Raw genomic sequence first — 19,792 nt, forward strand, 5'->3', positions numbered from 1 at the left:
GGCGAGGAGGAGGCTTACGCCTCCTCCGCCCAGCTCTTGATCAGCTGGTGCGCGATCGCCAGCGGCGGCGGGGCGAACAGCCCCTCCAGCTCGCCCTTGATCAGCTGCGCGGCCTCTTCCTTCGAGAACCAGCGCACCTCTTCCAGCTCGGTCTGGTCCGGCGCGGCGTCGGCGCTGTCGACATCCGCCATCAGCCCCATCATCAGCGACGAGGGCCACGGCCAGGGCTGGCTGGAGTGGTAGCGCACCGCCGTGGCGGTCAGGCCGGCCTCTTCCTTCAGCTCGCGGGCGCAGGCCTCCTCGATGGTCTCGCCGGGCTCGAGGAAACCGGCCAGGGCCGAGAACATGCCGGCGGGCCAGGCGGCCTGGCGGCCCAGCAGGCACTTGCCCTCGTGCACGGCCAGCATGATCACCACCGGATCGGTGCGCGGGAAGTGCTCGGCGTCGCAGGACGGGCAGATGCGCTTCCAGCCGCCGTCCGACACCTCGGTCTTCTGGCCGCAGGCCGCGCACCAGCGGTGGCGGCGGCGCCATTCGAACATCGACTTGGCCGTGGCCAGGATGCCCGCGTCGGCCGGCGGCATGCTGGCCGCTGCGCCGCGCAGTTCCTCGAAACGACCCAGGCCCTTCAGCGGGCCTTCGGCCGGATCGGCGGCCGTGTCGATATCGACGGCGAAGACCGCGATGTCCTTCCACAGGCCCATGAACAGCAGGCGTTCGTTGCCGCCGGCCAGGTCCTGGGCCAGGTCGGCGCGCAGATAGGCGATCTGGACGCCGGACGGCTGGCCGTCCTCGCCCAGGATGTCCTCGACCAGCGGCTTGCCGTTCCACAGCGCCACGGCCAGGGATTCGGCGTCGGCCAGTTTTTCGGCCAGCCAGGACTCGTCCCCTCGGCGCTCGCTGGCGCGGTTCAGGGGGTTGCCGGAGAAGGTGTTGGTGATGAGCGAGAGAGGCATGCGCGACTCTCTAGCGCGGACTAAAGGACTCGTCAGCCTTGCATCCTTCGTCCGGAGTCGCGATATAGGCCTCGGAGATCGGCGTGGACGGAAGCCTCGCCAACCTGGTCAGGGCCGAGAGGCAGCAGCCACAACGAGATCACCTCTGGGTCACTGTCCGGTCTCCACCCTCTCTTTCCCCTGAAATTTGTCAGCAGATACGCGCTCCGGTCGGGGCGAGGCTTTTGCTGTGCGCTCTGCGCCACTACACTCGGACCCATGGCCGACCACGACGACCTCTCGCCTGATTCCGCGCCGCCGTGGGACGAGGCTCCCGCCGAGCGCGACGAGAACACCGCCGATATCTTCGGCGGCGGCCCCGCGCCCGCGCCTGTGGTCGAAGACGCCCGCCCCGTCGTTCAGGACCCGCCGCCCGAGACCGGCGACGCCTATACGGTGCTGGCGCGGAAATACCGTCCGCGCACCTTCGAGGACCTGATCGGCCAGGAGGCCATGGTTCGCACCCTGGCCAATGCGTTCTCCACGGGCCGTATCGCCCACGCTTTCATGCTCACCGGCGTGCGGGGCGTCGGCAAGACCACGACCGCCCGCCTGCTGGCCCGCGCGCTCAACTACGAGACCGACACCGTCAAGGGGCCTTCGGTCGACCTGACCACCGAGGGCTACCACTGCCGCGCCATCATCGAAGGCCGGCACATGGACGTGCTGGAACTCGACGCCGCCTCGCGCACCAAGGTCGACGAGATGCGCGAGCTGCTGGACGGGGTGCGCTACGCCCCGGTCGAGGCGCGCTACAAGGTCTACATCATCGACGAAGTGCACATGCTGTCGACGGCGGCGTTCAACGCGCTGCTGAAGACGCTGGAAGAGCCGCCGCCGCACGCCAAGTTCATCTTCGCCACCACCGAGATCCGCAAGGTGCCGGTGACGATCCTGTCGCGCACCCAGCGCTTCGACCTGCGCCGGGTCGAGCCGGACGTGCTGGTCAAGCACTTCGACAAGATCTCGGCCAAGGAAGGCGCGCGGATCGAGATGGACGCCCTGGCCCTGATCGCCCGCGCGGCGGAGGGTTCGGTGCGTGACGGCCTGTCGCTGCTGGACCAGGCGATCGTCCAGACCGATCGCGGCGCGACCGTCACCTCGGCCGTCGTCCGCGACATGCTGGGCCTGGCCGACCGCGGCCAGACCATCGCCCTGTTCGAAAACGTCATGGCCGGCAAGACCAAGGACGCCCTGGAGGGCTTCCGCGCCCTGTGGGGCTTCGGGGCCGATCCGGGCGTGATCATGCTGGATGTCCTCGACCACTGCCACAGCTCGGCGGTGTCCAAGGCCCTGGGTCCCGACGCGCTGTCGATGCCCAAGGAGCAGGCCGCGCGCCTGGCCGCGATCGGGGCGCACACCTCGGCCGGCACCTTGTCGCGCCTGTGGCAGATGCTGCTGAAGGCCCATGAGGAGGTGCGCCGCGCCCCCGACGCCATGGCCGCGGCCGAGATGGCCCTGATCCGCCTGTGCTACGCGGCCGACCTGCCGGGCCCCGAGGAGGCCCTGAAGGCCCTGCGCGACGGTTCGCCGATCGGCGGCGGTGGTCCCGGCGGCGGCGTCTCCGTCGGCGGTGGTTCGAGCGGTGGCGGCGCGACCGCCCATGCCCCGATGACCATGGCCGCGCCGGGCGCCCAGGCCATGCCGGTGGTGGCCTCGTTCGACGACGTCATGGCCCTGATCGCCGCCAAGCGCGACATTGGGCTTCGGCTCGACGCCGAGCAGTATATCCGCCCGATCAGCTTCCGGCCCGGCGCCATCACCTTCGAGGCCGCCCCCGGCGCGCCTGGCAACCTGGCCGGCCGCCTGGTTCGCTTCCTGAAGGAGGCCACCGGCCAGCCCTGGCTGGTCGCGGCCGAAGGCGGCGGCGGGGCCGAGAGCCTGATGGAGCGCCAGAAGCGCGAGGAGCGCGAGGCGCTGGAGGAGATCAAGAAGGATCCCTTCGTGTCCTCGGTGCTGACGGCCTTCCCCGGCGCCGAGATCGTCGAGATCCGCAAGCTTCTCACCCCGGAGGCGGCGCCTCTGGAGCCGGACGAGGAAGAGGGCTGAGCGCCCACGTTTTTAAGTTGGAGTTCTAAGATGAAAGACCTCGGCGGCCTGATGAAGCAGGCCCAGGCCATGCAGCAGAAACTGGCCGACGCTCAGGCGCGCCTGGCCGAAAGCACCGTCGAGGGAACCTCGGGCGGCGGCATGGTCACCGTTACCCTGAAGGGCACCGGCGAGCTGGCCAAGGTGGTGCTGGACGAGAGCCTGATCGAGCCGGGTGAGGGCGAGGTCATCGCCGACCTGGTCGTCGCCGCCCACGCCGACGCCAAGAAGAAGCTCGACGCCAAGCAGGCCCAGATGATGCAGGACGCCGCCGGTCCGATGGCGGGCCTGATGGGCGGCATGCCTGGGATGAAGTTCTAAAAACTTGGGAGCCTCCGCCGGACCCGAGATCGAGCGCCTGATCGCCCTGCTGTCAAAGCTGCCAGGGCTGGGACCGCGTTCGGGTCGGCGGGCGGCTCTGGCCCTGCTGAAGAAGCGCGACACCCTGCTGGCGCCGCTGGCGCTGGCCATGGCGGAAGCGCAGGCCAAGGTCCGCACCTGCGGGGTCTGCGGCTCGCTGGACGTCACCGACCCCTGCGCGATCTGCGCCGACGCCACCCGCGACGGGCGGCTGCTGTGCGTGGTCGAGGAGGTCGGCTCGGTCTGGGCCATGGAGCGTGGCGGCTCGTTCAAGGGCCGCTACCACGTGCTGGGCGGCCTGCTCTCGGCGCTGGACGGCGTCGGTCCGGAATCCCTGCGCATCGGCGAGCTGGCGGCCCGCGTGGCCGACGGCGAGGTGTCCGAGGTGATCCTGGCCCTGCCGGCCACGGTCGACGGCCAGACGACCGCCCACTACATCGCCGACCGCCTGGCCCGCACCAATGTGCCGGTGACCATGCTGGCGCGCGGCGTGCCCGTCGGCGGCGACCTCGACTGGCTGGACGACGGCACCATCGCCCAGGCGCTGCGCGCTCGGCGCCCGGCCTGACGCAAAATCTCCGAAGCGAAGCAATAGCGCCCTGACAAGACCGCGAAGACGGTGGCAAGCTCCAGCGTCACGTCGGCGATGATCGCCTGACGTCAGCGTGAGGACATCCCCATGAGCGCTCCCGAGGACGAAACCCCCGAAGTCGAAACCGAAGCGCCGCACCCGGCCAAGGTCGGCGTGGTCGATCGCGGCCACAACGTCACCGGTTTCGGCGGCGAACCGATCAGCGGCATGATCGCCGACCTCGCCGACGGCGACGACTGATCATGATGAAGCGGCGGCCTTTAAGCCGCCGCCGACTCCCGGTAGGAACGGAGCATGAACTTCTCTGATCCGTTCCTGATCCTCACCATCGTCTTCGCCCTGGCGGCGATCGCCTGCGCCCTGTGGGCCTTCGCCGCCCAGCGTCGGGCCGCCAAGGCCGAGGCCCAGGCCTGGATGCTGAACGAGCGCGTGGCCCAGGCCGAGGAGCGCCATCGCCTCCTCGAAGACCAGAGCGCCACCCAGATCGAACTGATCAAGGCCCAGGCCGCCCAGAGCGCCAACGCCATCGCCGAGCAGCTGATCAAGCGCGCCGATGAGAACGCCAAGAGCCGTGACAACCTGGCCCAGGCCCGCCTGGAAGCGCAGCTGAAGCCGGTCGCCGAGACCCTGGCCAAGTTCGAGGCCCAGGTCACCGCCGTCGAGAAGGCCCGCGCCGAGGAGAACGGCGGCCTCAAGGCCCAGATCGCCGCCCTGCTGGAGGCCTCGACCGCCACCCAGGCCGAGGCCCGCAAGCTGTCGGCCGCCTTGCGCCGCGGGGCGGGCGTCCAGGGGCGCTGGGGCGAGCAGACTCTGCGGAACGTGCTCGAGGCCGCTGGCCTCAACAGCCGCTTCGACTTCCAGGAGCAGTTCAGCGTCGACAGCGAGGAGGGGCGCCGCCGCCCCGACGTCAAGGTCACCCTGCCGGGCGGCGGGGTGTTCGTGATCGACGCCAAGTGCTCGCTGAACGCCTTCCTGGAATCGCAGGAAGCGACCGACGATGTACTGCGCGAGGCGGCCATGGTCCGCCACGCCCAGAGCGTCCGCAGCCACATGCAGGGCCTGTCGTCCAAGGCCTATTGGGACCAGTTCGCGGGCGAGGGCTCGCCCGACTTCGTGGCCATGTTCGTGCCCGGCGACGGCTTCCTGGCCGCCGCGCTCGACCGCCTGCCCGAGCTGATGGCCGAGGCCATGGACCGCCGGGTGGTGCTGGTGACGCCGACCACCCTGTTCGCGCTGTGCAAGGCCGTCGCCTACGGCTGGCGGGCCGAGGACCAGGCCAAGAACGCCGCCCGCATCGTCGAGGTCGGCCGCGAGCTCTACAAGCGTGTCTCGGTCATGGGCGCCCACGCCGGGGCCATGGGCAAGGCGCTGGAGAGCGCGGTGGGCAAGTACAACCAGTTCGTCGGCTCGCTGGAGAGCCAGGTCCTGACCCAGGCCCGCCGTTTCGAGGAGCTGTCGGTCGACCACGAGGGCAAGGACATCGCCGAGCCCGCGATGGTGGAGCAGGGCGTTCGGCCTCTCACGAAGCTGGCCGTGGGGCAATCTCCCACCTTGACGCTCGGAAATGACCCCACTACCTGAGTGGGATCATGGCTATCCGTCGCATCCTCACCGTCGATAACGCCGCCGATCTGGCGACGCTGAAGAAGATCTCCACCCCGGTGGAGACCGTCACCGACGAGCTGCGCGCGCTGATGGATGACATGCTGGAGACCATGTACGACGCCCCCGGCATCGGCCTGGCCGCCGTGCAGATCGGCGAGCCGATCCGCGTCATCACGATGGACCTGGCCCGCGAGGGCGAGGAGCCGGCCCCGCGCTACTTCGTCAATCCCGAGATCCTGTCGACCTCGGAAGAGACCCTCGGCTACGAGGAAGGCTGCCTGTCGGTGCCGGAATATTTCGACGAGGTCGAGCGCCCGTCGAAGGTCACGATCCGCTATCTGAACTACCAGGGCGAGACCGTCGTCGAGGAAGCCGAGGGCCTGTTCGCCGTCTGCATCCAGCACGAGATGGACCACCTGGAAGGCGTGCTGTTCATCGACCACCTGTCGCGCCTGCGCCGCGACCGCGCCATCACCAAGGTCAAGAAGGCCCGCCGCGCGGCTTAAGGCCCGCGCCTGGCCATAACCGCAAGATCGGTCGAGCACGCTTCGGCGGCCAGCGACTAACTGTCCCTCGCCACGGAGACGGGGAGACGATGAAGGCGGCGCTTGCGAACTATAACGCCCGGATGCAGCGGGTGCTGGACCATATCGACCAGCACCTGGACGGCGATCTGGACCTGGAGACGGTGAGCCGCGTGGCCGCCTTCTCCAAATTCCATTTCCATCGGCAGTTCATGGCGACCTTCGGGTTGTCCGTGCATCGCTACGTCCAGCTGGCCCGACTGAAGCGCGCCTCGCACCAACTGGCTGCGGACAACGTCCGGAGCGTCACGGAGATCGCGCTGGAGGCCGGCTACGACGCGCCGGACGCCTTCGCGCGCGCCTTCCGGCGACGGTTCAAGCAGTCGCCGTCATCGTTCCGGAAAACGCCCGACTGGGCGCCGTGGCTTGCGGCCTTCGGGCCCTTGGACAACGCCAGGAGCAAGCTGATGCAGATTATCTACGAACCCGCCGACGTGACGATCCGCGACGTCGCCCCCACGCCGGTGGCGGTCATGGAGCATCGTGGCGACCGAGCCGCGCTGGGTGACACGATCGAGCGGTTCATCGCCTGGCGCAAAGCCGCCGGTCTGTCGCCGCAGACCAACGCGACCTTCAACATCTTCCGGTCGGAGCGGATCCCGGAGAACCCCGACCACTACAGCATGGACATATGTGTCGGGACCGACCGGCCGATCGATCCCGACGATCCGCGGGTGAAGGCCGGGCTGATCCCCGGCGGGCGCTGCGCGGTGCTTCGCGTCGCCCATAACACCCACAACCTCGAGCCCGCCGCGCTCTATCTCTATCGCGAGTGGTTCCCGGCCAGCGGCGAGGAGGCGCGGGATTTCCCGATCTATTGCCAGCGGCATTTCTCGTTCTTCCCGAACACGCCGGCGCACGAGGTGGTGGTCGAGCTGTTCCTGCCGCTGAAATAGCCTCAGGCCGCGCGGGAGGCGTCGCCCTCCCGCTCGGCCGCGAGCGTCTCCGCCAGCGCGTCGACCGCCGTCTCCACGCGGAGCAGCGAGGCGGCCAGGCGCTCGTCCTGGAACTCGTCATACTCGACCGCCGCCGTGCGGACGTCGGTGATGCCCAGATAGCCCAGGGGCTTGGCCAGGCTGGGCGTGACCAGTTCCAGGTCGGCGATCCGCTCGCCGGGGTCGTAGCCGTAGTCGCCGCGCGCGGTCAGGACCACCAGGGTCTTGCCCTGGCCCGCCAGCATCGGCCAGTAGGGCTCGCCCTCGCGCGCGCGGTCGAAGCCGAAGGTCAGGCCCACGCGGACGACGTTGTCGATCCAGGCCTTGAGCGGGGCCGGCGGGCCGAAATTGTACATCGGGGCGCCGATGACGATGACGTCGGCGGCCTTCAACTCGGCGACCAGGGTGTCGCTCTCTGAGAGCACCTCATGCATCCACGGCTCGCGCAGGGCGGGCGCGGTGAAGGCCGCGTGGATCCAGTCGCCGCTGACCGGGCGCGGCGGGCGGACGCCGACGTCGCGATAGCGGACCTCGTCGCCGGGCCGCAGCTGGCTCCAACGGTCGACGAAGCGGTGGGTCAGGCGGCGGGTGTGCGAGCCGTGGCGGGCCTCGCCCGAGCGGCCCGAACGGGCGCTGGCGTCGATCTGCAGGAGGGTGGTCATGAGCATCTCCGAGCTGATGAAGGATCATCCGTGGAGACGTTCTGCGCGCGTGACGCGGCGCTGACGAACGCGTAATCATCAGGCCATGGATGAGATCAGTTCATCTTTCACACGCCGCCGCCTGCCGCTGGGCGCCCTGCGCGCCTTCGAGGCCGCCGCGCGGCTGGAGAGCTTCCGCCTGGCCGCCGAGGAGCTGGCCGTGACGCCGACGGCGATCAGCCACCGCATCCGCGAGCTGGAGGAGACGCTGGGCCTGAAGCTGTTCGACCGCCAGGTGCGGCGGGTCAGCCTGACCGTCGCGGGCAAGCGATTGTTCCCGGTGCTACGCGACGGCTTCGACGCCTTCGCCGAGGCGCTGCGGGGGCTCAAGCCCGAAGATGGCGAGACCGTGGTGACCCTGTCGGCCCTGGTCGGCTTCACCGCGCGCCGGCTGCTGCCGCGCATGGCCGACTTCCGCCGCGACCACCCCAAGGTCCAGCTGCGGCTGCACGCCTCCGACGATCCGGTGGACCTGCGCTCGGGCGCGGCGGACCTCGCCATCCGCTACGGTTATGGCCCGTTCCCTGGTCTGGTCTCCGAGCCGCTGTTCGTCGAGACCTTCGCGCCAGTGTTCAGCCCTCAGCTGGTGCTGGCCTCGCCCGAAGACGTACGCGGCCAAGCCCTTCTGCACTGCGAGTGGCGGCACCCGTCGGCGGACACCCCGACCTGGGCGCGCTGGGCCCAGACGGCGGGCCTCGTCGACCTCGACACCACCCCGCGCCTGGTCTTCACCGACGACAGCCACGCCTACCAGGCGGCGGTCGGCGGCCTGGGCGTGGCGATGGGCAGTCTCAGCCTGGTGCGGAATGAGCTGGACTCAGGCCTGCTGGTCCAACCGTTCGGCCCGGTCATCGAAGGCCGGCCCTACAACCTGCTGCGCCTGCCCACGGCCTCGCCGGCCGTCTTGGCGGTGTATGACTGGCTGCTGGCCGAGCTGAGGGCCTAGACCTGCACGAACGAGATCCGGTTGCCGTCGGGATCGCGGACCTGGAAGTCCAGGCCGCCCCAGGGCTGCTGGATCAGCGGCTGGATCAGGTCGGCGCCGGCCGCCTCATATTCCGCGAACAGCGCCCGCACGTCGACGACCTCGATCGTCGCCAGGATCAGCGACTCCTCGCGCGCGGCCAGGTCAGCGAAGTTGGGCTCGTCGACATGGCGCAGGTGCAGGCAGGCCTCGTCCCGGCTGACCGCGCCGTAGAAGACCGGCTCGCCATACAGGAAGTCGATCGTGAAGCCCAGCACCGAGGCGTAGAAGTTCGCCGCCGCCGCGACGTCGCGCACGAACAGGATCGGCGTGACGCGGGCCAGGCGCGGGCTCATCGCTTGCGGCCCTGGTCGGTCTCGTAGGGCGTCCCGTCGCGGTGGCGATAGACGTCCTCGCCATCGCGCAGGACCAGGTCGATATCGGGATAGTCGCAGCCGTCCTCGGCGGGCCTGCGCGAGCCGATCTCCAGCAGCAGCACGTCGCGGTCCGAGCGGTTCTGGAAGTGATGGCCGTTGGCGACGCCGGCCTTGAAGCCCGCGCACTCGCCGGCCCGCAGGATCGTCTCGCCGTCATTGTCGACCAGCACCACCTCGCCCTCGACCACCCAGGTGAACTCGTCCTCGGCCGTGTGCCAGTGGCGCTGGCTGGACCACACGCCGGGCTCCAGGCGCAGCAGGTTCACCCCGAACTGGTCGAGCCCTACGGCGTCACCCAGCTTGGTGCGATGGCGGCGCAGGCAAGGTTCGTTGAACGGCGCGGGATAGGCCGTGCCGATCCGGGTCGGGGCCGTGGTCAGGTCGATCTTGGGCAAGGGCGTCTCCTCCGCCCAAGCAGTTAAGCACGCCCGCCGTCCGTCTCAACGGAGAGAGCCTCAACCGACCCGCTGCACCTTGGCGTTTCGCTTCCACGCCGGACGGGTCATGCCGACGAAGGCGACGCCGGGATCGGCGCCGTTGCGAACCAGCAGGTCGCGCAGGCTGTTGGCCGACGTGATCGCCGCCAGGCCCTCGGCGGTGAAGGCCGCCTTCTGGTTCTGCTCGTTCCCCCAGATGTTTTGCGACAGCAGCGGGTTGGTCAGGGCCTGGGAAAAGGCGTCGATGGCCACCATGCGCAGGATCAGCGGCGGCAGCGGCGAGTTGGCGGCGGTATCCTCGGCGAACAGGCCGACATAGAGCTCGATCTTGTCGACATGGCCGTACAGCGTCTTCAGTTGGTCGGCGACGCCGGGGCGGGTGCTGATCTCCTCGAAGGTCGTCACGGGCTTGAGGCCATTGGCGACACGATAGGCGTTGTAGCCGTCGATCTGGTTGTCGCGGGCCTGCTGGATGGCCTTCCACTCGACATCCTGCAGATAGTCGGCGGTGTTGCGGGCCCCCAGCAGCGCGGCGGGCTGGGCACTCATCCAGGCGAAGGCGTTGGCCAGGCCGTGGGTGGTCAGCTGGTCGCCGGCGAAGCGCAGATTGCCGGTCTTGGCCGGCTGGCCGGCCCAGGTGATGTCTTCGGACACCAGCGAGTGCCAGCGATAGAGCAGGCTGAACTCGGCGGTGATCCAGTTGGGCTTGTTCCATGGCCGCTTCCAGCCGTCGTTGGGATAGGCCAGCAGGCGGATGCGCGAGGGCGAGATGTGGTTGATGTACTCTTCGACCACCAGCTTGATGTAGAGCACGATCACCGCGTTGCGGGTGGTCTCGAACACCTGGCCATCGTCCCAGTCCGGATGGGCCGCGGCGATCACCCCGGCCAGCCGGTTGTGTTCGCGCAGCAGCAGGGTCCCCATCATCATCGTGCCGACCGTGGCGTTGGCGCGGTCGCCGCCCAGGGCGAACAGCTGGCGCTTGATCTCGATCGGCGCGGAGTCGGCGCCCAGCGGCGGGTCCAGTTCCGCGAACTCGGCCAGGATCTGGCCGGCCGCGTCGTAGAGCGCTGGCGGATATTCCCCGCTCGGCAGCTGTTGCGACTTCAGCCGGCCGCCGGTCGAGCGCAGGGCCTTGGTCTGGGCCTCGGTGCGGCCATACAGCGTGCACAGGTCGATTTCGTGGTTCGAGGTCGTGCGGCGGCGATCCTCGTGCGCGGCGAACACCATGGTGCGGATGAAGCCGTCGGTCAGGTACTGGGCGAAGGCCGGGAACAGCATGGTCGACTTGGCGCACGAGGCCTGGGGCGCGCCGTCCGGACGCGTGAACACGGCCGTCGTGTCTCCCTGGCTGGGATAGGGGCCCAGATCCTTGGCCGGCAGTTGGCGGGCGCTGTAGGTGCGGTCGGTCAACGCCGCCCAGCTGATATACGGGGTCTTGGTGCTCCAGGGGTGCGGGCGGGGCCGGGTCTGGGTGACGATGCCGTTGATCAGCAGGCCGCTGACCCAGCGGTGGAAGGCGGGCCAGCGCTCGGTCAGCCAGGCGATGAACGGTTCCAGCACAGCGACGATCGTGGCGAACATATCGGGCCTCCCCAGATCCGATTGAATTTTTAGACGGTACAGCTTTGGCGGGAATTGTCGACGGATCAAGTTTGCGTCGCGCGGACGCCGGGCCTAAAGGCAGGGCCATGACCAGCTCCGCCCTCATCGACCCCGTCGAGCTCGCCCAGGCCCTGATCCGTCGTCCGTCGGTGACTCCGGCCGACGCCGGCGCGATGGACACGCTGCAGCGCCAGCTGGAAGCGCTCGGCTTCAATTGCCGTCGCATGAAGTTCGGTGAGATCGAGAACCTCTACGCCCGGCGTGGCACGGCGCGGCCGAACCTCTGCTTCGCCGGTCATACCGACGTGGTGCCGGTCGGCGACGACGCGGCCTGGACCGCCGGGCCGTTCGAGGCCGAGATCAAGGACGGGATCCTCTACGGCCGCGGCGCGGTCGACATGAAGTCGGCCATCGCCGCCTTCGTCGCCGCCGTCGCCAAGATCCCCGAGCACGCCGGCTCGATCAGCTTCCTGATCACCGGCGACGAGGAGGGCGTGGCCGAGGACGGCACCGTCAAGGTCGTCGAGGCCCTGGCCGCCGAGGGCGAGATCATCGACCACTGCATCGTCGGCGAGCCGACGTCGGCGAACCTGCTGGGCGACATGGTCAAGATCGGCCGGCGCGGTAGCATCAACGCCTGGATCGCCGTCGACGGTAAACAGGGCCACGTGGCCTATCCGCACCGCGCGGCCAACCCGATCCCGGTGCTGGTCGACATCCTCTCGCGCCTGCAGAGCCGGATCCTGGATGACGGCTATACCGGCTTCCAGCCGTCGAACCTGGAGGTGACCACGGTCGACGTCGGCAACACCGCCACTAACGTCATTCCGGCCTCGGCCAAGGCCCGCGTGAACATCCGCTTCAACCCGGCGCACAAGGGCCACGAGCTGGCCAGCTGGATCGAGCAGGAGTGCCGCGAGGCGGCCGGGGGCTTCTCCGGCCGCGTCGAGGCGCTGTGCAAGATCAGCGGCGAGGCCTTCCTGACCGCACCAGGCGACTTCACCGACGTGATCGTGGCCGCTGTCGGCGACGCCACCGGCCGGGTGCCGGAGCTCTCCACGACCGGCGGCACCAGCGACGCCCGCTTCATCCGCGCCCTGTGCCCAGTGGTCGAGTTCGGCCTGGTCGGCTCGACCATGCACCAGGTCGACGAGCGCGTGCCGGTGGAAGAGATCCGCTATCTCGCCGACGCCTATGAGGCGCTGATCAACCGCTACTTCGCGGCCTTCGCGTAAGAGAGGGAGCGTCGGCGATGAAGGCGCTCTCGATCCCCGACGTGCTGGCCGAGGTGGCGGTGCTGGTGAAGCCGCACTTCGGCAAGGGCCGCACGGCCGACTACATCCCTGAACTGGCCGGCGTGTCGGGCGCCAAGTTCGGCATGGCCGTGCGTACGGTCGACGGCGGCGAGCACGTGATCGGCGATGCCGACGAGGGTTTCTCGGTCCAGAGCATCACCAAGGTCTTCGCCCTGGGTTTGGCCCTGAACCGCCTGGGCGACGAGACCTGGACCCGCGTCGGCAAGGAGCCCTCGGGCACGCCGTTCAACCACCTGTCGCTGCTGGAAGCCGAGCAGGGCGTGCCGCGCAATCCGTTCATCAACGCCGGAGCGCTGGCGATCACCGACATCCTGATGGACGTCACCAAGGACCCGGCCGCCCTGGTCCGCGACTTCGCCGGCTTTCTCTGTGACGAGCGGCTGGAGATCGATCCGACGGTGGCGGCGTCCGAGCTGGCCAACGCCTGGCAGAACCGCGCCATCGCCAGCCTGATGCGCGGCAAGGGCACGCTGACCCACGATCCCGAGAGCGTCGTGGCCGCCTATTGCCGCCAATGCGCCCTGACCATGAGCTGCCGCCAGCTGGCCCGGGCCTTCCTGCCCCTGGCGGCGGGCGGCTTCTCGCCGGTGGCGCAGGAGACGGTGTTCCCCGAGCGCCTGACCCGGCGGCTGAACGCGCTGCTGCTGACCTGCGGGATCTATGACAGCGTCGGCAACTTCGCCTATCGCGTGGGCCTGCCCAGCAAGAGCGGCGTCGGCGGCGGCATCGTCTCGGTGATCCCCGGCAAGGCGACGGTGGCGGTGTGGTCGCCGGAGCTGGACCGCTACGGGACGAGCGTGGTCGGCACGGCGGCGCTGGAAGCGTTCAGCCAGATCACCAACTGTTCGGTGCTGTAGCTTCGAACCGCCCTGACTCCGGGGCGTTGATCGCGTCCCACCTTCAGGAGCGCGACATGGGTATTCTCAGCAACATCATGGGCAAGATCTTCGGTCACAAGCCCAAGGCCGCCCCGACCCCCGGCGCGGCTCAGCCTGTGCCGACCCCAGCGCCGCCCACCGCGACCGCCGTCGCGCCGGTCGCGCCGCCGCCAGAGCCCGTCGACGTCACCGCCGTGCTCGACGACCTGGCGGCCGCCAATCCGCAGAAGCTGGACTGGCGCCACTCGATCGTCGACCTGATGAAGCTGGTCGGCATGGAAAGCTCGCTGGCCGAGCGCAAGGAACTGGCCGACGAGCTGGGCTTCACCGGCGACAAGGGCGACAGCGCTTCGATGAACATCTGGCTGCACAAGCAGGTGATCAAGAAGCTGTCTGAGAACGGCGGCAAGGTGCCGGCCGACCTGGTCGACTAGGCGCCGTAGCCGACGCCCACCAGATACAGGCCATCGGCCGGCGCGACGGGTCCACATTCGCGCCGGTCCTTGGCCGCCAGCGCCGTCTTGACGTCGTCGGGTGTCCAGCGGCCCGCACCGACCTCGACCAGGGTCCCCGTCATCGACCGCACCTGCCGATGCAGAAAGCTGCGGGCCTCGAAATCCAGGTGGATCTCTTCGCCCACCCGCCGCACGCGGGCGACGTCGAGCGTCTTCACCGGGCTCTTGGCCTGGCAGTGCATGTCGCGGAAGGTCGTGAAGTCGTGCAGGCCGATCAGGTGCTGGGCCGCCGCGTGCATGGCGTCCGCGTCCAGATCCTTCTTCACGTGCCAGACCTTGCCCTTGTCCAGGGCCGGCGGGGCGCGGCGGTTGAGGATCCGGTAGAGGTAGCGGCGCTCATTGGCCGAGAACCGGGCGTGCCAGTCGCCCTCGGCGACCTCGGCTTCCAGGATCGAGACGGCCTCGCGCATCAGGTGGGCGTTGAGGGCGTTCAGCACCGTCTGGGCCGACCAGTCGCGCTCGAGGTCGACATGCACCACCTGGCCGGTGGCGTGGACCCCGGTGTCGGTGCGGCCGGCGGCGGCGATGCGCACGTCCTGGCCGCTGAAGGCCTTCACCGCCGCCTCGATCGCGCCCTGCACGCTGGGCAGCACGGCCTGGGCCTGGAAGCCGTTATAGGGCCGGCCGTCATACTCGACGAGGAGGCGGTAGCGGGGCATCAGGCGACGACGGTTCCGGCGGCGATCGGGAAGCCGCGCGTGAAGGTCTCGGCGTCCTGGACGCCCTTGCCTTCGCGCTGGGCCTTCAGCAGGCGCACGGAGCCTTCGCCGCAGGCGATCAGCAGGCTGTCGTCCAGAGCGGTCCCGGCAGCGCCTGAGGCCGCCTCGACGCGCGATAGCAGGGCCTTCACACGGACGGGACCTTTCTCCGAGGGCGCCTCGAACCAGGCGCCAGGGAAGGGCGACAGGCCGCGGATGTGGTGGTCGATCTCGGCGGCGGGGCGGGTCCAGTCGATGCGGGCCTCGGCGGACTTGATCTTCTTGGCGTAGGTGACGCCGTCTTCGGCCTGGGGCGTCTCGCGGGCGCCGCCGCGTGCGATGGCGGCCAGGGCGACGGGCAGCAGGCGCGCGCCGACTTCGGCCAGCTTGTCGTGCAACGAGGCGACGGTGTCGTCGGCGGCGATCACCACCTGCTCGGACATCAGGATCGGACCCTCATCCAGGCCCTCGCTCATCCGCATGACCTGGACGCCGGTAACCGGATCGCCGGCCATGATCGCCCGCTGGATCGGGGCCGCGCCGCGCCAGCGGGGCAGCAAGGAGGCGTGCAGGTTGAAGCAGCCGTATTGCGGCGCGTCGAGCACGGCCTTGACCAGGATCTGGCCGAAGGCGACCACGACGGCGGCGTCCAGCTCCAGGGCCTGGAAGGCCTCGATCTCTTCGGGGGTCTTCATCGAGACGGGCGTGCGGACCGGCAGGCCCAGGCCCTCGGCGAAGGCGTGGACCGGCGAGGGCTTCAGCTCCTGGCCGCGCCCGCGCGGGGCCGGCGGCTGGGAATAGACGGCGACGATCTCGTGGCCGGAGGCGACCAGTTCGGCCAGGCAGGTCACGGCGAAGTCGGGCGTGCCGAGGAAAGCGATGCGCATGGCGGGGGTTTAGACGCCCGCGCGCCCGGACGCAAAGGCGAGTCGGAACCTAGGCCGTGGGCCTTCGTTATCCAGCCGACTTATCAAGGAGCACGACCATGCGTTCCAAGCTGATGCTGATTGCCGCCGCCGGCGCGGCCCTGACCCTAGCCGCCTGCTCGCAGGAACACGCCACCGAGGTGAAGGAAGGCGCGCAAGCCGCCGCCTCCGACATCAAGGACGCCGCCAAGTCCATCGCCAACGACCCGGACGTCAAGGAAGCCGGCACGGCGATCAAGGAAAGCACCAGGGAGACCGCGGGCGAGCTGAAGGAAGCCGCCGGCGACGCCGCCGACAAGGCCCAGGAGCTGGGCGAAAAGGCCGGCGACAAGGCCAAGGAAGCCGGCTCCGAGCTCAAGCAGGACGCCAAGAAGGGCGCGGCCGAGAGCAAGAAGCAGCTGAACGAGGCGACGCACTAGGCGGCGGTCTTGGGGTCCGGCCCGTAGCGGTTCGGACCCTTCTGGCGCAGAAAGCCGATCTCGATCCAGCCCCAGATCGCCAGGACCACGCTGGCGAGGGCCAGCAGCAGCGCGCCCAGCAGCAGGCCGGTCGAGGCGCTTCGGTCCAGCAGTCGGCTCGGCGCAACCAGGGCGAGCGGGCCGAACGTAAAGATCGCCAGCCAGACGACGCCCTTGCCCCGGTCATGCAGCCGCCGCAGGCCGGCGACGAAGCCGGCCAGAACGACGGGGATCACGAAGAGCAGGGGAACCGCGCCCAGCCAGCCGCCGGCGATGGTCGCGAAGCAGGTCACGATGACGACCACGGCGGCCGCCAGCGCCAGGCGCAGCTGGATCCGCCAGTACTGCAACGGCGTCAGGCGACCGCTGAGCGTGAAATAGCTATTCAAAGAACCCATCGGTCGTCCCCGTCGAACGGGGACAACCTTAAGGTGGTGCTTGCGCGGAGACTAGTCCCGCAGCAGGTCGTTGATCGAGGTCTTCGACCGCGTCTGCGCATCGACCGTCTTCACGATCACCGCGCAGTAGAGACCCAGGCCGCTCTTCGGATCGGTGCGATTGCCCGGGACCACGACGCTGTAGGGCGGCACCTTGCCGATGTGGACCTGGCCGGTCGCGCGGTCGATGATCTGGGTCGAGGCGCTGATGAACACGCCCATCGACAGGACCGAGCCCTCACCCACGACCACACCCTCGACGACTTCCGAGCGGGCGCCGATGAAGCAATTGTCTTCGATGATGGTCGGGTTGGCCTGAAGGGGCTCCAGCACGCCGCCGATGCCGACGCCGCCCGACAGGTGGACGTTCTTGCCGATCTGGGCGCACGAGCCGACGGTCACCCAGGTGTCGACCATCGTGCCTTCGTCGACATAGCCGCCGATGTTCACGAACGACGGCATCAGGATGACGTTCTTGCCGATGTGGGCGCCGCGACGGACGATCGCGCCCGGCACCGCGCGGAAGCCGCCGGCCTCGAACTGCGGAGCGTCCCAGCCGTCGAACTTGTTGGCCACCTTGTCCCACCACGGACCGACGCCGCCGCCCATGGCGCCGGCGCGCATGACGGTGTTGGGATTCAGGCGGAACGACAGCAGCACGGCCTTCTTCAGCCACTGGTGGGTGATCCACTCGCCGTCGACCTTCTCCGAGACGCGGGCCTTGCCGCTGTCGAGCAGCAGCAGCGACTCTTCCACGGCGGTGCGGACCGGGCCGGTGGTGGCGGCCGAGACGTCGGCGCGGGCTTCCCAGGCGGCTTCGACTTCGGTTTGCAGATCCGAGAGGCTGACGGTCGCGGTCATTGCGGGCTTCCTTGCAGGCGGGCCGAGTTCAGGAACTCGGCTAAGTCGTTGGTGCGGAAATGGACGTGTTCGGAGGTCGAGTCCTTGGCGTGGGCCCCGACCAGGATGGTGGTCATGCCCAGTCGCGCGGCCGGCACGAGGTTCTTCTCGCTGTCCTCGAAGAAAGCGGTCTTCGGCGGATCGATGGCGTGCAGCTTGCTGATCCTGTCGAAGGTGCTCAGCGAGGGCTTGGGGATGTAGTCCGCCGTCTCGATGGCGAAGATCTCGGAGAACAGGTCGCGCAGGTTCAGGTGTTTCAGCACCCGCTCGGCGTGGCCGACCGAGCCGTTGGTGAAGATCAGCCGGCGGCCGGGCAGGCGCTCGATCGCGGCGCGCAGCTCGGGGCTGGGGATGAGGCCATCCATCGAGACGTCGTGCACCTCGTCCAGGAACGTCTTGGGCTCCAGGCCGTGGTTCATCATCAGCCCCGACAGCGTGGTGCCGTGCTCGGTGAAATACTGCTTCTGAAGCGCGCGAGCCTCTTCACGGGGCAGCCCGGTCAGGCGCTCGACGAAGTCGGTCATCTTGACCTCGATCAGGCCCATGAACTCGCTTTCCAGCGGGTACAGGGTGTTGTCGAGGTCGAACAGCCAGGTGTCGACGTGGGAAAGGTCGGCGCTCATTGCGAGATGAGCGTACCCGCGCCGTGTTCGCTGAAGAGCTCGACCAGCATGGCGTGCGGCCGGCGGCCGTCCAGGATGACCACGGCCTCGACGCCCGCCTCGATGGCGTGGATGGCGTTCTCAAGCTTGGGGATCATACCGCCGGTGGCGACGCCCGAGGTGATCAGCTCACGGGCCTGGTCGACCGTCATCTCGCGGATCAGCTCGCCATTGCCGTCGAGGACGCCCTTGATGTCGGTCAGCATCAGCATCCGCTTGGCCTTCAGCGCGCCCGCCAGCGCGCCGGCCACGGTGTCGGCGTTGATGTTGAAGGTTTCTCCGCCGGCCGAGACGCCGATCGGCGCGATGACCGGGATGTAGTCGGTTTCCGAGGCCAGCAGCGTCTGGATGATGTGCGGATCGACCTTGGTCGGCTCGCCCACGAAGCCCAGGTCGACGGCCTGCTCGATATTGCTGTCCGGATCCTTCTTGGTCCGGGTCACCTTTTCGGCGGTGATCAGGCGAGCGTCCTTGCCCGACAGGCCCACGCCGCGCACGTCGGCCTCGGCGCCGGCCTGGGTGATCCAGCTGGCGATTTCCTTGTTGATGGCGCCCGACAGGACCATCTCGGCGACTTCCATGGTCGCTTCATCGGTGACACGCAGGCCGTCCACGAAGGTCGACTTGACGCCGGCCTTGTCCAGCATGCGGCTGATCTGCGGACCGCCGCCGTGCACGACCACCGGGTGGACGCCCAGGAGCTTGAGCAGCACCGCGTCGGCGGCGAAGACCTTGGCCACCTCTTCCTGGCCCATGGCGTGGCCGCCGTACTTGATCACGACCGTCTCGCGATCGTAGATCTGGATGTAGGGCAGGGCCTCGGCCAGGGTCTTGGCTGTGGCCCAGCCGGCTTCCTCGGCGGCGACGTCGGTCAAGGGCTGCTGTCCTCGAAGGGGAAATAGGCGGCGCCTCGATAGCGGACCCCGCCTCCCCTGTCATCAAAAAGGGACCCTACGGCCGCTTGTCGAACCGCCATTTCATGGCCAGCACCGCGCCGGACATCAGCAGGCAGGCGACGTTGGAGGCGATCACCGGCCAAGCCTTGATCAGCACGCCGTAGACGATCCAGCAGGCAAAGCCGGTAACGGTGACAATATAGGTGCGCAGCGAGACGGACGAGGCGTCCTTCTCCTTCCAGATCTTAAGAATCTGCGGCGCGAAACTGGTGATCGACAGCAGGGCGGCTGCGGTGCCGACAAAGGCCGCGACGGGCGAGACCGCCACTAGGCGGTTCGGGGCAGGACGTCGTCCAGGCCCCATAGCGCGGCATAGGCGGGGGCCAGGGTCAGGCCGACCGGCACGGGGCCAGGCACATGGCCCTGCTGCAGGCAGAACCGCAGATAGGACAGGGCGGTCTTCACGCCGTGTTCGGAATAGGGCTTGCCGATCACGCCGCAGGCGCCGGCGAAGTCGTCGGGCAAGCGCTTGACGTTGGCGGTCATGAACAGCGCCACGCCGCCGCAGTCCTGCGAGATCTTGCGGGCCACGTCGACGCCGGTCGGGCCGTCGCTGAGGTGGACGTCGACCAGGGCCAGATCAGGGTGAAGCTTCTCGGCGAGATCCACCGCCTCGTCGGAACTCATCGCGCAGCCGAGCGAGTGGCAACCCACTTCCTCGACGAGGTACTCCAGCTCGATCGCCAGAAGCATCTCGTCCTCGACTATCAGCACATCGAGCGCACGACCGCTCATCAAGATAA

25 protein-coding genes and 1 other RNA gene are annotated in these 19,792 nt (G+C 68.9%); 13 read left to right on the forward strand and 13 right to left on the reverse strand.

All coding sequences use genetic code 11. The annotated features are described in order from the left end of the window. Positions 1-14: 14 nt before the first annotated feature. Positions 15-956, reverse strand: coding sequence for an NAD(+) diphosphatase (nudC, locus tag AC1RR5_RS03080; protein ID WP_492919622.1), 942 nt, complete (start codon positions 954-956; stop codon positions 15-17). Positions 957-1,028: 72 nt separating this feature from the next. On the opposite strand from nudC, the gene ffs reads away from it, so the two are divergent. The 8 genes from ffs (at position 1,029) to AC1RR5_RS03120 (ending at position 7,120) form a co-directional block, all read left to right on the forward strand. Next, positions 1,029-1,126, forward strand: an RNA gene (ffs, locus tag AC1RR5_RS03085) — signal recognition particle sRNA small type. An 88-nt stretch (positions 1,127-1,214) separates the two neighbouring features. Beyond that, positions 1,215-3,044 (forward strand): DNA polymerase III subunit gamma/tau, encoded by a 1,830-nt coding sequence (locus tag AC1RR5_RS03090; RefSeq protein WP_492919623.1) that lies wholly within the window; start codon positions 1,215-1,217, stop codon positions 3,042-3,044. 30 nt (positions 3,045-3,074) lie between these two features. Beyond that, complete coding sequence (locus tag AC1RR5_RS03095; protein ID WP_454718197.1) at positions 3,075-3,404, forward strand: YbaB/EbfC family nucleoid-associated protein; 330 nt, start codon at positions 3,075-3,077, stop codon at positions 3,402-3,404. 4 nt (positions 3,405-3,408) lie between these two features. Continuing rightward, positions 3,409-4,011, forward strand: coding sequence for a recombination mediator RecR (gene recR, locus AC1RR5_RS03100; protein WP_492919624.1), 603 nt, complete (start codon positions 3,409-3,411; stop codon positions 4,009-4,011). A 111-nt stretch (positions 4,012-4,122) separates the two neighbouring features. Then, complete coding sequence (locus AC1RR5_RS03105; protein ID WP_492919625.1) at positions 4,123-4,275, forward strand: hypothetical protein; 153 nt, start codon at positions 4,123-4,125, stop codon at positions 4,273-4,275. 54 nt (positions 4,276-4,329) lie between these two features. Beyond that, positions 4,330-5,616, forward strand: coding sequence for a DNA recombination protein RmuC (locus AC1RR5_RS03110; protein WP_492919626.1), 1,287 nt, complete (start codon positions 4,330-4,332; stop codon positions 5,614-5,616). Between the two features lie 8 nt (positions 5,617-5,624). Then, positions 5,625-6,146, forward strand: coding sequence for a peptide deformylase (def, locus tag AC1RR5_RS03115; protein ID WP_492919627.1), 522 nt, complete (start codon positions 5,625-5,627; stop codon positions 6,144-6,146). A gap of 89 nt (positions 6,147-6,235) precedes the next feature. Then, the gene (locus AC1RR5_RS03120) at positions 6,236-7,120 is read left to right on the forward strand and encodes an AraC family transcriptional regulator (RefSeq protein ID WP_492919628.1); all 885 of its coding nucleotides are present in this window, start codon (positions 6,236-6,238) and stop codon (positions 7,118-7,120) included. A 2-nt stretch (positions 7,121-7,122) separates the two neighbouring features. Here AC1RR5_RS03120 and AC1RR5_RS03125 read toward each other — a convergent pair whose 3' ends face one another. Continuing rightward, the gene (locus tag AC1RR5_RS03125) at positions 7,123-7,821 is read right to left on the reverse strand and encodes an FMN-dependent NADH-azoreductase (protein WP_492919629.1); all 699 of its coding nucleotides are present in this window, start codon (positions 7,819-7,821) and stop codon (positions 7,123-7,125) included. Between the two features lie 85 nt (positions 7,822-7,906). On the opposite strand from AC1RR5_RS03125, the gene AC1RR5_RS03130 reads away from it, so the two are divergent. Continuing rightward, on the forward strand, positions 7,907-8,806 hold the full coding sequence (locus tag AC1RR5_RS03130) for a LysR substrate-binding domain-containing protein (RefSeq protein ID WP_492919630.1): 900 nt from the start codon (positions 7,907-7,909) through the stop codon (positions 8,804-8,806). Here AC1RR5_RS03130 and AC1RR5_RS03135 read toward each other — a convergent pair. Genes AC1RR5_RS03135 through AC1RR5_RS03145 form a run of 3 tightly spaced genes read right to left on the reverse strand, consistent with a single transcriptional unit; the run spans position 8,803 to position 11,282 of the window. Further along, positions 8,803-9,180 carry a VOC family protein gene (locus AC1RR5_RS03135; RefSeq protein WP_492919631.1) on the reverse strand — a complete coding sequence of 126 codons (378 nt, stop codon included), beginning with the start codon at positions 9,178-9,180 and terminating at the stop codon, positions 8,803-8,805. The genes AC1RR5_RS03130 and AC1RR5_RS03135 overlap by 4 nt on opposite strands. Next, positions 9,177-9,656 (reverse strand): cupin domain-containing protein, encoded by a 480-nt coding sequence (locus tag AC1RR5_RS03140; RefSeq protein ID WP_492919632.1) that lies wholly within the window; start codon positions 9,654-9,656, stop codon positions 9,177-9,179. Before AC1RR5_RS03140 ends, AC1RR5_RS03135 begins: the two co-directional genes overlap by 4 nt. A 60-nt stretch (positions 9,657-9,716) precedes the next feature. After that, entirely contained in the window at positions 9,717-11,282 is a 1,566-nt protein-coding gene (locus AC1RR5_RS03145) for a peroxidase family protein (protein ID WP_492919633.1), read from the reverse strand. Between the two features lie 107 nt (positions 11,283-11,389). Between AC1RR5_RS03145 and dapE the strand changes: the two genes are divergently transcribed. From dapE to AC1RR5_RS03160, 3 genes are read left to right on the forward strand one after another with little or no spacing between them, the layout of a single operon-like run. After that, positions 11,390-12,538, forward strand: a complete 1,149-nt coding sequence (gene dapE, locus AC1RR5_RS03150) for a succinyl-diaminopimelate desuccinylase (RefSeq protein ID WP_492919634.1) — start codon at positions 11,390-11,392, stop codon at positions 12,536-12,538. A gap of 17 nt (positions 12,539-12,555) precedes the next feature. Further along, positions 12,556-13,476: a glutaminase gene (locus AC1RR5_RS03155; protein ID WP_492919635.1), complete on the forward strand. Its 921-nt coding sequence runs from the start codon at positions 12,556-12,558 to the stop codon at positions 13,474-13,476. A gap of 56 nt (positions 13,477-13,532) precedes the next feature. Beyond that, positions 13,533-13,931, forward strand: a complete 399-nt coding sequence (locus tag AC1RR5_RS03160) for a DUF3597 domain-containing protein (protein WP_492919636.1) — start codon at positions 13,533-13,535, stop codon at positions 13,929-13,931. On the opposite strand, the gene truA is transcribed toward AC1RR5_RS03160, so the two are convergent. Both truA and fmt read right to left on the reverse strand, forming a co-directional pair. Further along, positions 13,928-14,671 carry a tRNA pseudouridine(38-40) synthase TruA gene (truA, locus tag AC1RR5_RS03165; protein ID WP_492919637.1) on the reverse strand — a complete coding sequence of 248 codons (744 nt, stop codon included), beginning with the start codon at positions 14,669-14,671 and terminating at the stop codon, positions 13,928-13,930. The genes AC1RR5_RS03160 and truA overlap by 4 nt on opposite strands. Beyond that, a complete protein-coding gene (gene fmt / locus AC1RR5_RS03170) occupies positions 14,671-15,597 on the reverse strand; it encodes a methionyl-tRNA formyltransferase (protein ID WP_492919638.1) in 927 nt (308 codons plus the stop codon). The genes truA and fmt overlap by 1 nt, the downstream gene beginning before the upstream one ends. Before the next feature lie 98 nt (positions 15,598-15,695). Here fmt and AC1RR5_RS03175 point away from each other — a divergent pair, with 98 nt between their 5' ends. Further along, complete coding sequence (locus AC1RR5_RS03175; RefSeq protein WP_492919639.1) at positions 15,696-16,055, forward strand: cell surface protein; 360 nt, start codon at positions 15,696-15,698, stop codon at positions 16,053-16,055. Here the strand turns inward: AC1RR5_RS03175 and AC1RR5_RS03180 are convergent. The 6 genes from AC1RR5_RS03180 to AC1RR5_RS03205 all read right to left on the reverse strand — a co-directional run bounded on the left by AC1RR5_RS03180 (position 16,052) and on the right by AC1RR5_RS03205 (position 19,784). After that, positions 16,052-16,492 carry a DUF805 domain-containing protein gene (locus tag AC1RR5_RS03180; RefSeq protein WP_492919640.1) on the reverse strand — a complete coding sequence of 147 codons (441 nt, stop codon included), beginning with the start codon at positions 16,490-16,492 and terminating at the stop codon, positions 16,052-16,054. The two genes, AC1RR5_RS03175 and AC1RR5_RS03180, sit on opposite strands and share 4 nt — an antisense overlap. 51 nt (positions 16,493-16,543) lie before the next feature. After that, positions 16,544-17,392, reverse strand: a complete 849-nt coding sequence (gene dapD, locus AC1RR5_RS03185; RefSeq protein WP_492919641.1) for a 2,3,4,5-tetrahydropyridine-2,6-dicarboxylate N-succinyltransferase — start codon at positions 17,390-17,392, stop codon at positions 16,544-16,546. Beyond that, a complete protein-coding gene (locus AC1RR5_RS03190) occupies positions 17,389-18,054 on the reverse strand; it encodes a pyrimidine 5'-nucleotidase (RefSeq protein WP_492919642.1) in 666 nt (221 codons plus the stop codon). Before AC1RR5_RS03190 ends, dapD begins: the two co-directional genes overlap by 4 nt. Continuing rightward, positions 18,051-18,968, reverse strand: a complete 918-nt coding sequence (gene argB, locus AC1RR5_RS03195; RefSeq protein ID WP_492919643.1) for an acetylglutamate kinase — start codon at positions 18,966-18,968, stop codon at positions 18,051-18,053. Before argB ends, AC1RR5_RS03190 begins: the two co-directional genes overlap by 4 nt. Before the next feature lie 76 nt (positions 18,969-19,044). Continuing rightward, the gene (locus AC1RR5_RS03200) at positions 19,045-19,317 is read right to left on the reverse strand and encodes a SemiSWEET family sugar transporter (protein ID WP_492919644.1); all 273 of its coding nucleotides are present in this window, start codon (positions 19,315-19,317) and stop codon (positions 19,045-19,047) included. Continuing rightward, entirely contained in the window at positions 19,317-19,784 is a 468-nt protein-coding gene (locus AC1RR5_RS03205) for a response regulator (protein WP_492919645.1), read from the reverse strand. Before AC1RR5_RS03205 ends, AC1RR5_RS03200 begins: the two co-directional genes overlap by 1 nt. Positions 19,785-19,792 lie beyond the last annotated feature (8 nt).

The organism is Caulobacter sp. GW821-FHT11E11 (genome assembly GCF_058808315.1).

Bases quoted from the DNA above. Each gene is read 5' to 3' on its own strand.
- nudC (WP_492919622.1), bottom strand. From the start codon at position 956: ATGCCTCTCTCGCTCATCACCAACACCTTCTCCGGCAACCCCCTGAAC.
- AC1RR5_RS03090 (WP_492919623.1), top strand. From the start codon at position 1,215: ATGGCCGACCACGACGACCTCTCGCCTGATTCCGCGCCGCCGTGGGAC.
- AC1RR5_RS03095 (WP_454718197.1), top strand. From the start codon at position 3,075: ATGAAAGACCTCGGCGGCCTGATGAAGCAGGCCCAGGCCATGCAGCAG.
- AC1RR5_RS03105 (WP_492919625.1), top strand. From the start codon at position 4,123: ATGAGCGCTCCCGAGGACGAAACCCCCGAAGTCGAAACCGAAGCGCCG.
- AC1RR5_RS03110 (WP_492919626.1), top strand. From the start codon at position 4,330: ATGAACTTCTCTGATCCGTTCCTGATCCTCACCATCGTCTTCGCCCTG.
- def (WP_492919627.1), top strand. From the start codon at position 5,625: ATGGCTATCCGTCGCATCCTCACCGTCGATAACGCCGCCGATCTGGCG.
- AC1RR5_RS03120 (WP_492919628.1), top strand. From the start codon at position 6,236: ATGAAGGCGGCGCTTGCGAACTATAACGCCCGGATGCAGCGGGTGCTG.
- AC1RR5_RS03125 (WP_492919629.1), bottom strand. From the start codon at position 7,821: ATGACCACCCTCCTGCAGATCGACGCCAGCGCCCGTTCGGGCCGCTCG.
- AC1RR5_RS03130 (WP_492919630.1), top strand. From the start codon at position 7,907: ATGGATGAGATCAGTTCATCTTTCACACGCCGCCGCCTGCCGCTGGGC.
- AC1RR5_RS03135 (WP_492919631.1), bottom strand. From the start codon at position 9,180: ATGAGCCCGCGCCTGGCCCGCGTCACGCCGATCCTGTTCGTGCGCGAC.
- AC1RR5_RS03145 (WP_492919633.1), bottom strand. From the start codon at position 11,282: ATGTTCGCCACGATCGTCGCTGTGCTGGAACCGTTCATCGCCTGGCTG.
- dapE (WP_492919634.1), top strand. From the start codon at position 11,390: ATGACCAGCTCCGCCCTCATCGACCCCGTCGAGCTCGCCCAGGCCCTG.
- AC1RR5_RS03155 (WP_492919635.1), top strand. From the start codon at position 12,556: ATGAAGGCGCTCTCGATCCCCGACGTGCTGGCCGAGGTGGCGGTGCTG.
- AC1RR5_RS03160 (WP_492919636.1), top strand. From the start codon at position 13,533: ATGGGTATTCTCAGCAACATCATGGGCAAGATCTTCGGTCACAAGCCC.
- truA (WP_492919637.1), bottom strand. From the start codon at position 14,671: ATGCCCCGCTACCGCCTCCTCGTCGAGTATGACGGCCGGCCCTATAAC.
- fmt (WP_492919638.1), bottom strand. From the start codon at position 15,597: ATGCGCATCGCTTTCCTCGGCACGCCCGACTTCGCCGTGACCTGCCTG.
- AC1RR5_RS03175 (WP_492919639.1), top strand. From the start codon at position 15,696: ATGCGTTCCAAGCTGATGCTGATTGCCGCCGCCGGCGCGGCCCTGACC.
- AC1RR5_RS03180 (WP_492919640.1), bottom strand. From the start codon at position 16,492: ATGGGTTCTTTGAATAGCTATTTCACGCTCAGCGGTCGCCTGACGCCG.
- dapD (WP_492919641.1), bottom strand. From the start codon at position 17,392: ATGACCGCGACCGTCAGCCTCTCGGATCTGCAAACCGAAGTCGAAGCC.
- AC1RR5_RS03190 (WP_492919642.1), bottom strand. From the start codon at position 18,054: ATGAGCGCCGACCTTTCCCACGTCGACACCTGGCTGTTCGACCTCGAC.
- AC1RR5_RS03205 (WP_492919645.1), bottom strand. From the start codon at position 19,784: ATGAGCGGTCGTGCGCTCGATGTGCTGATAGTCGAGGACGAGATGCTT.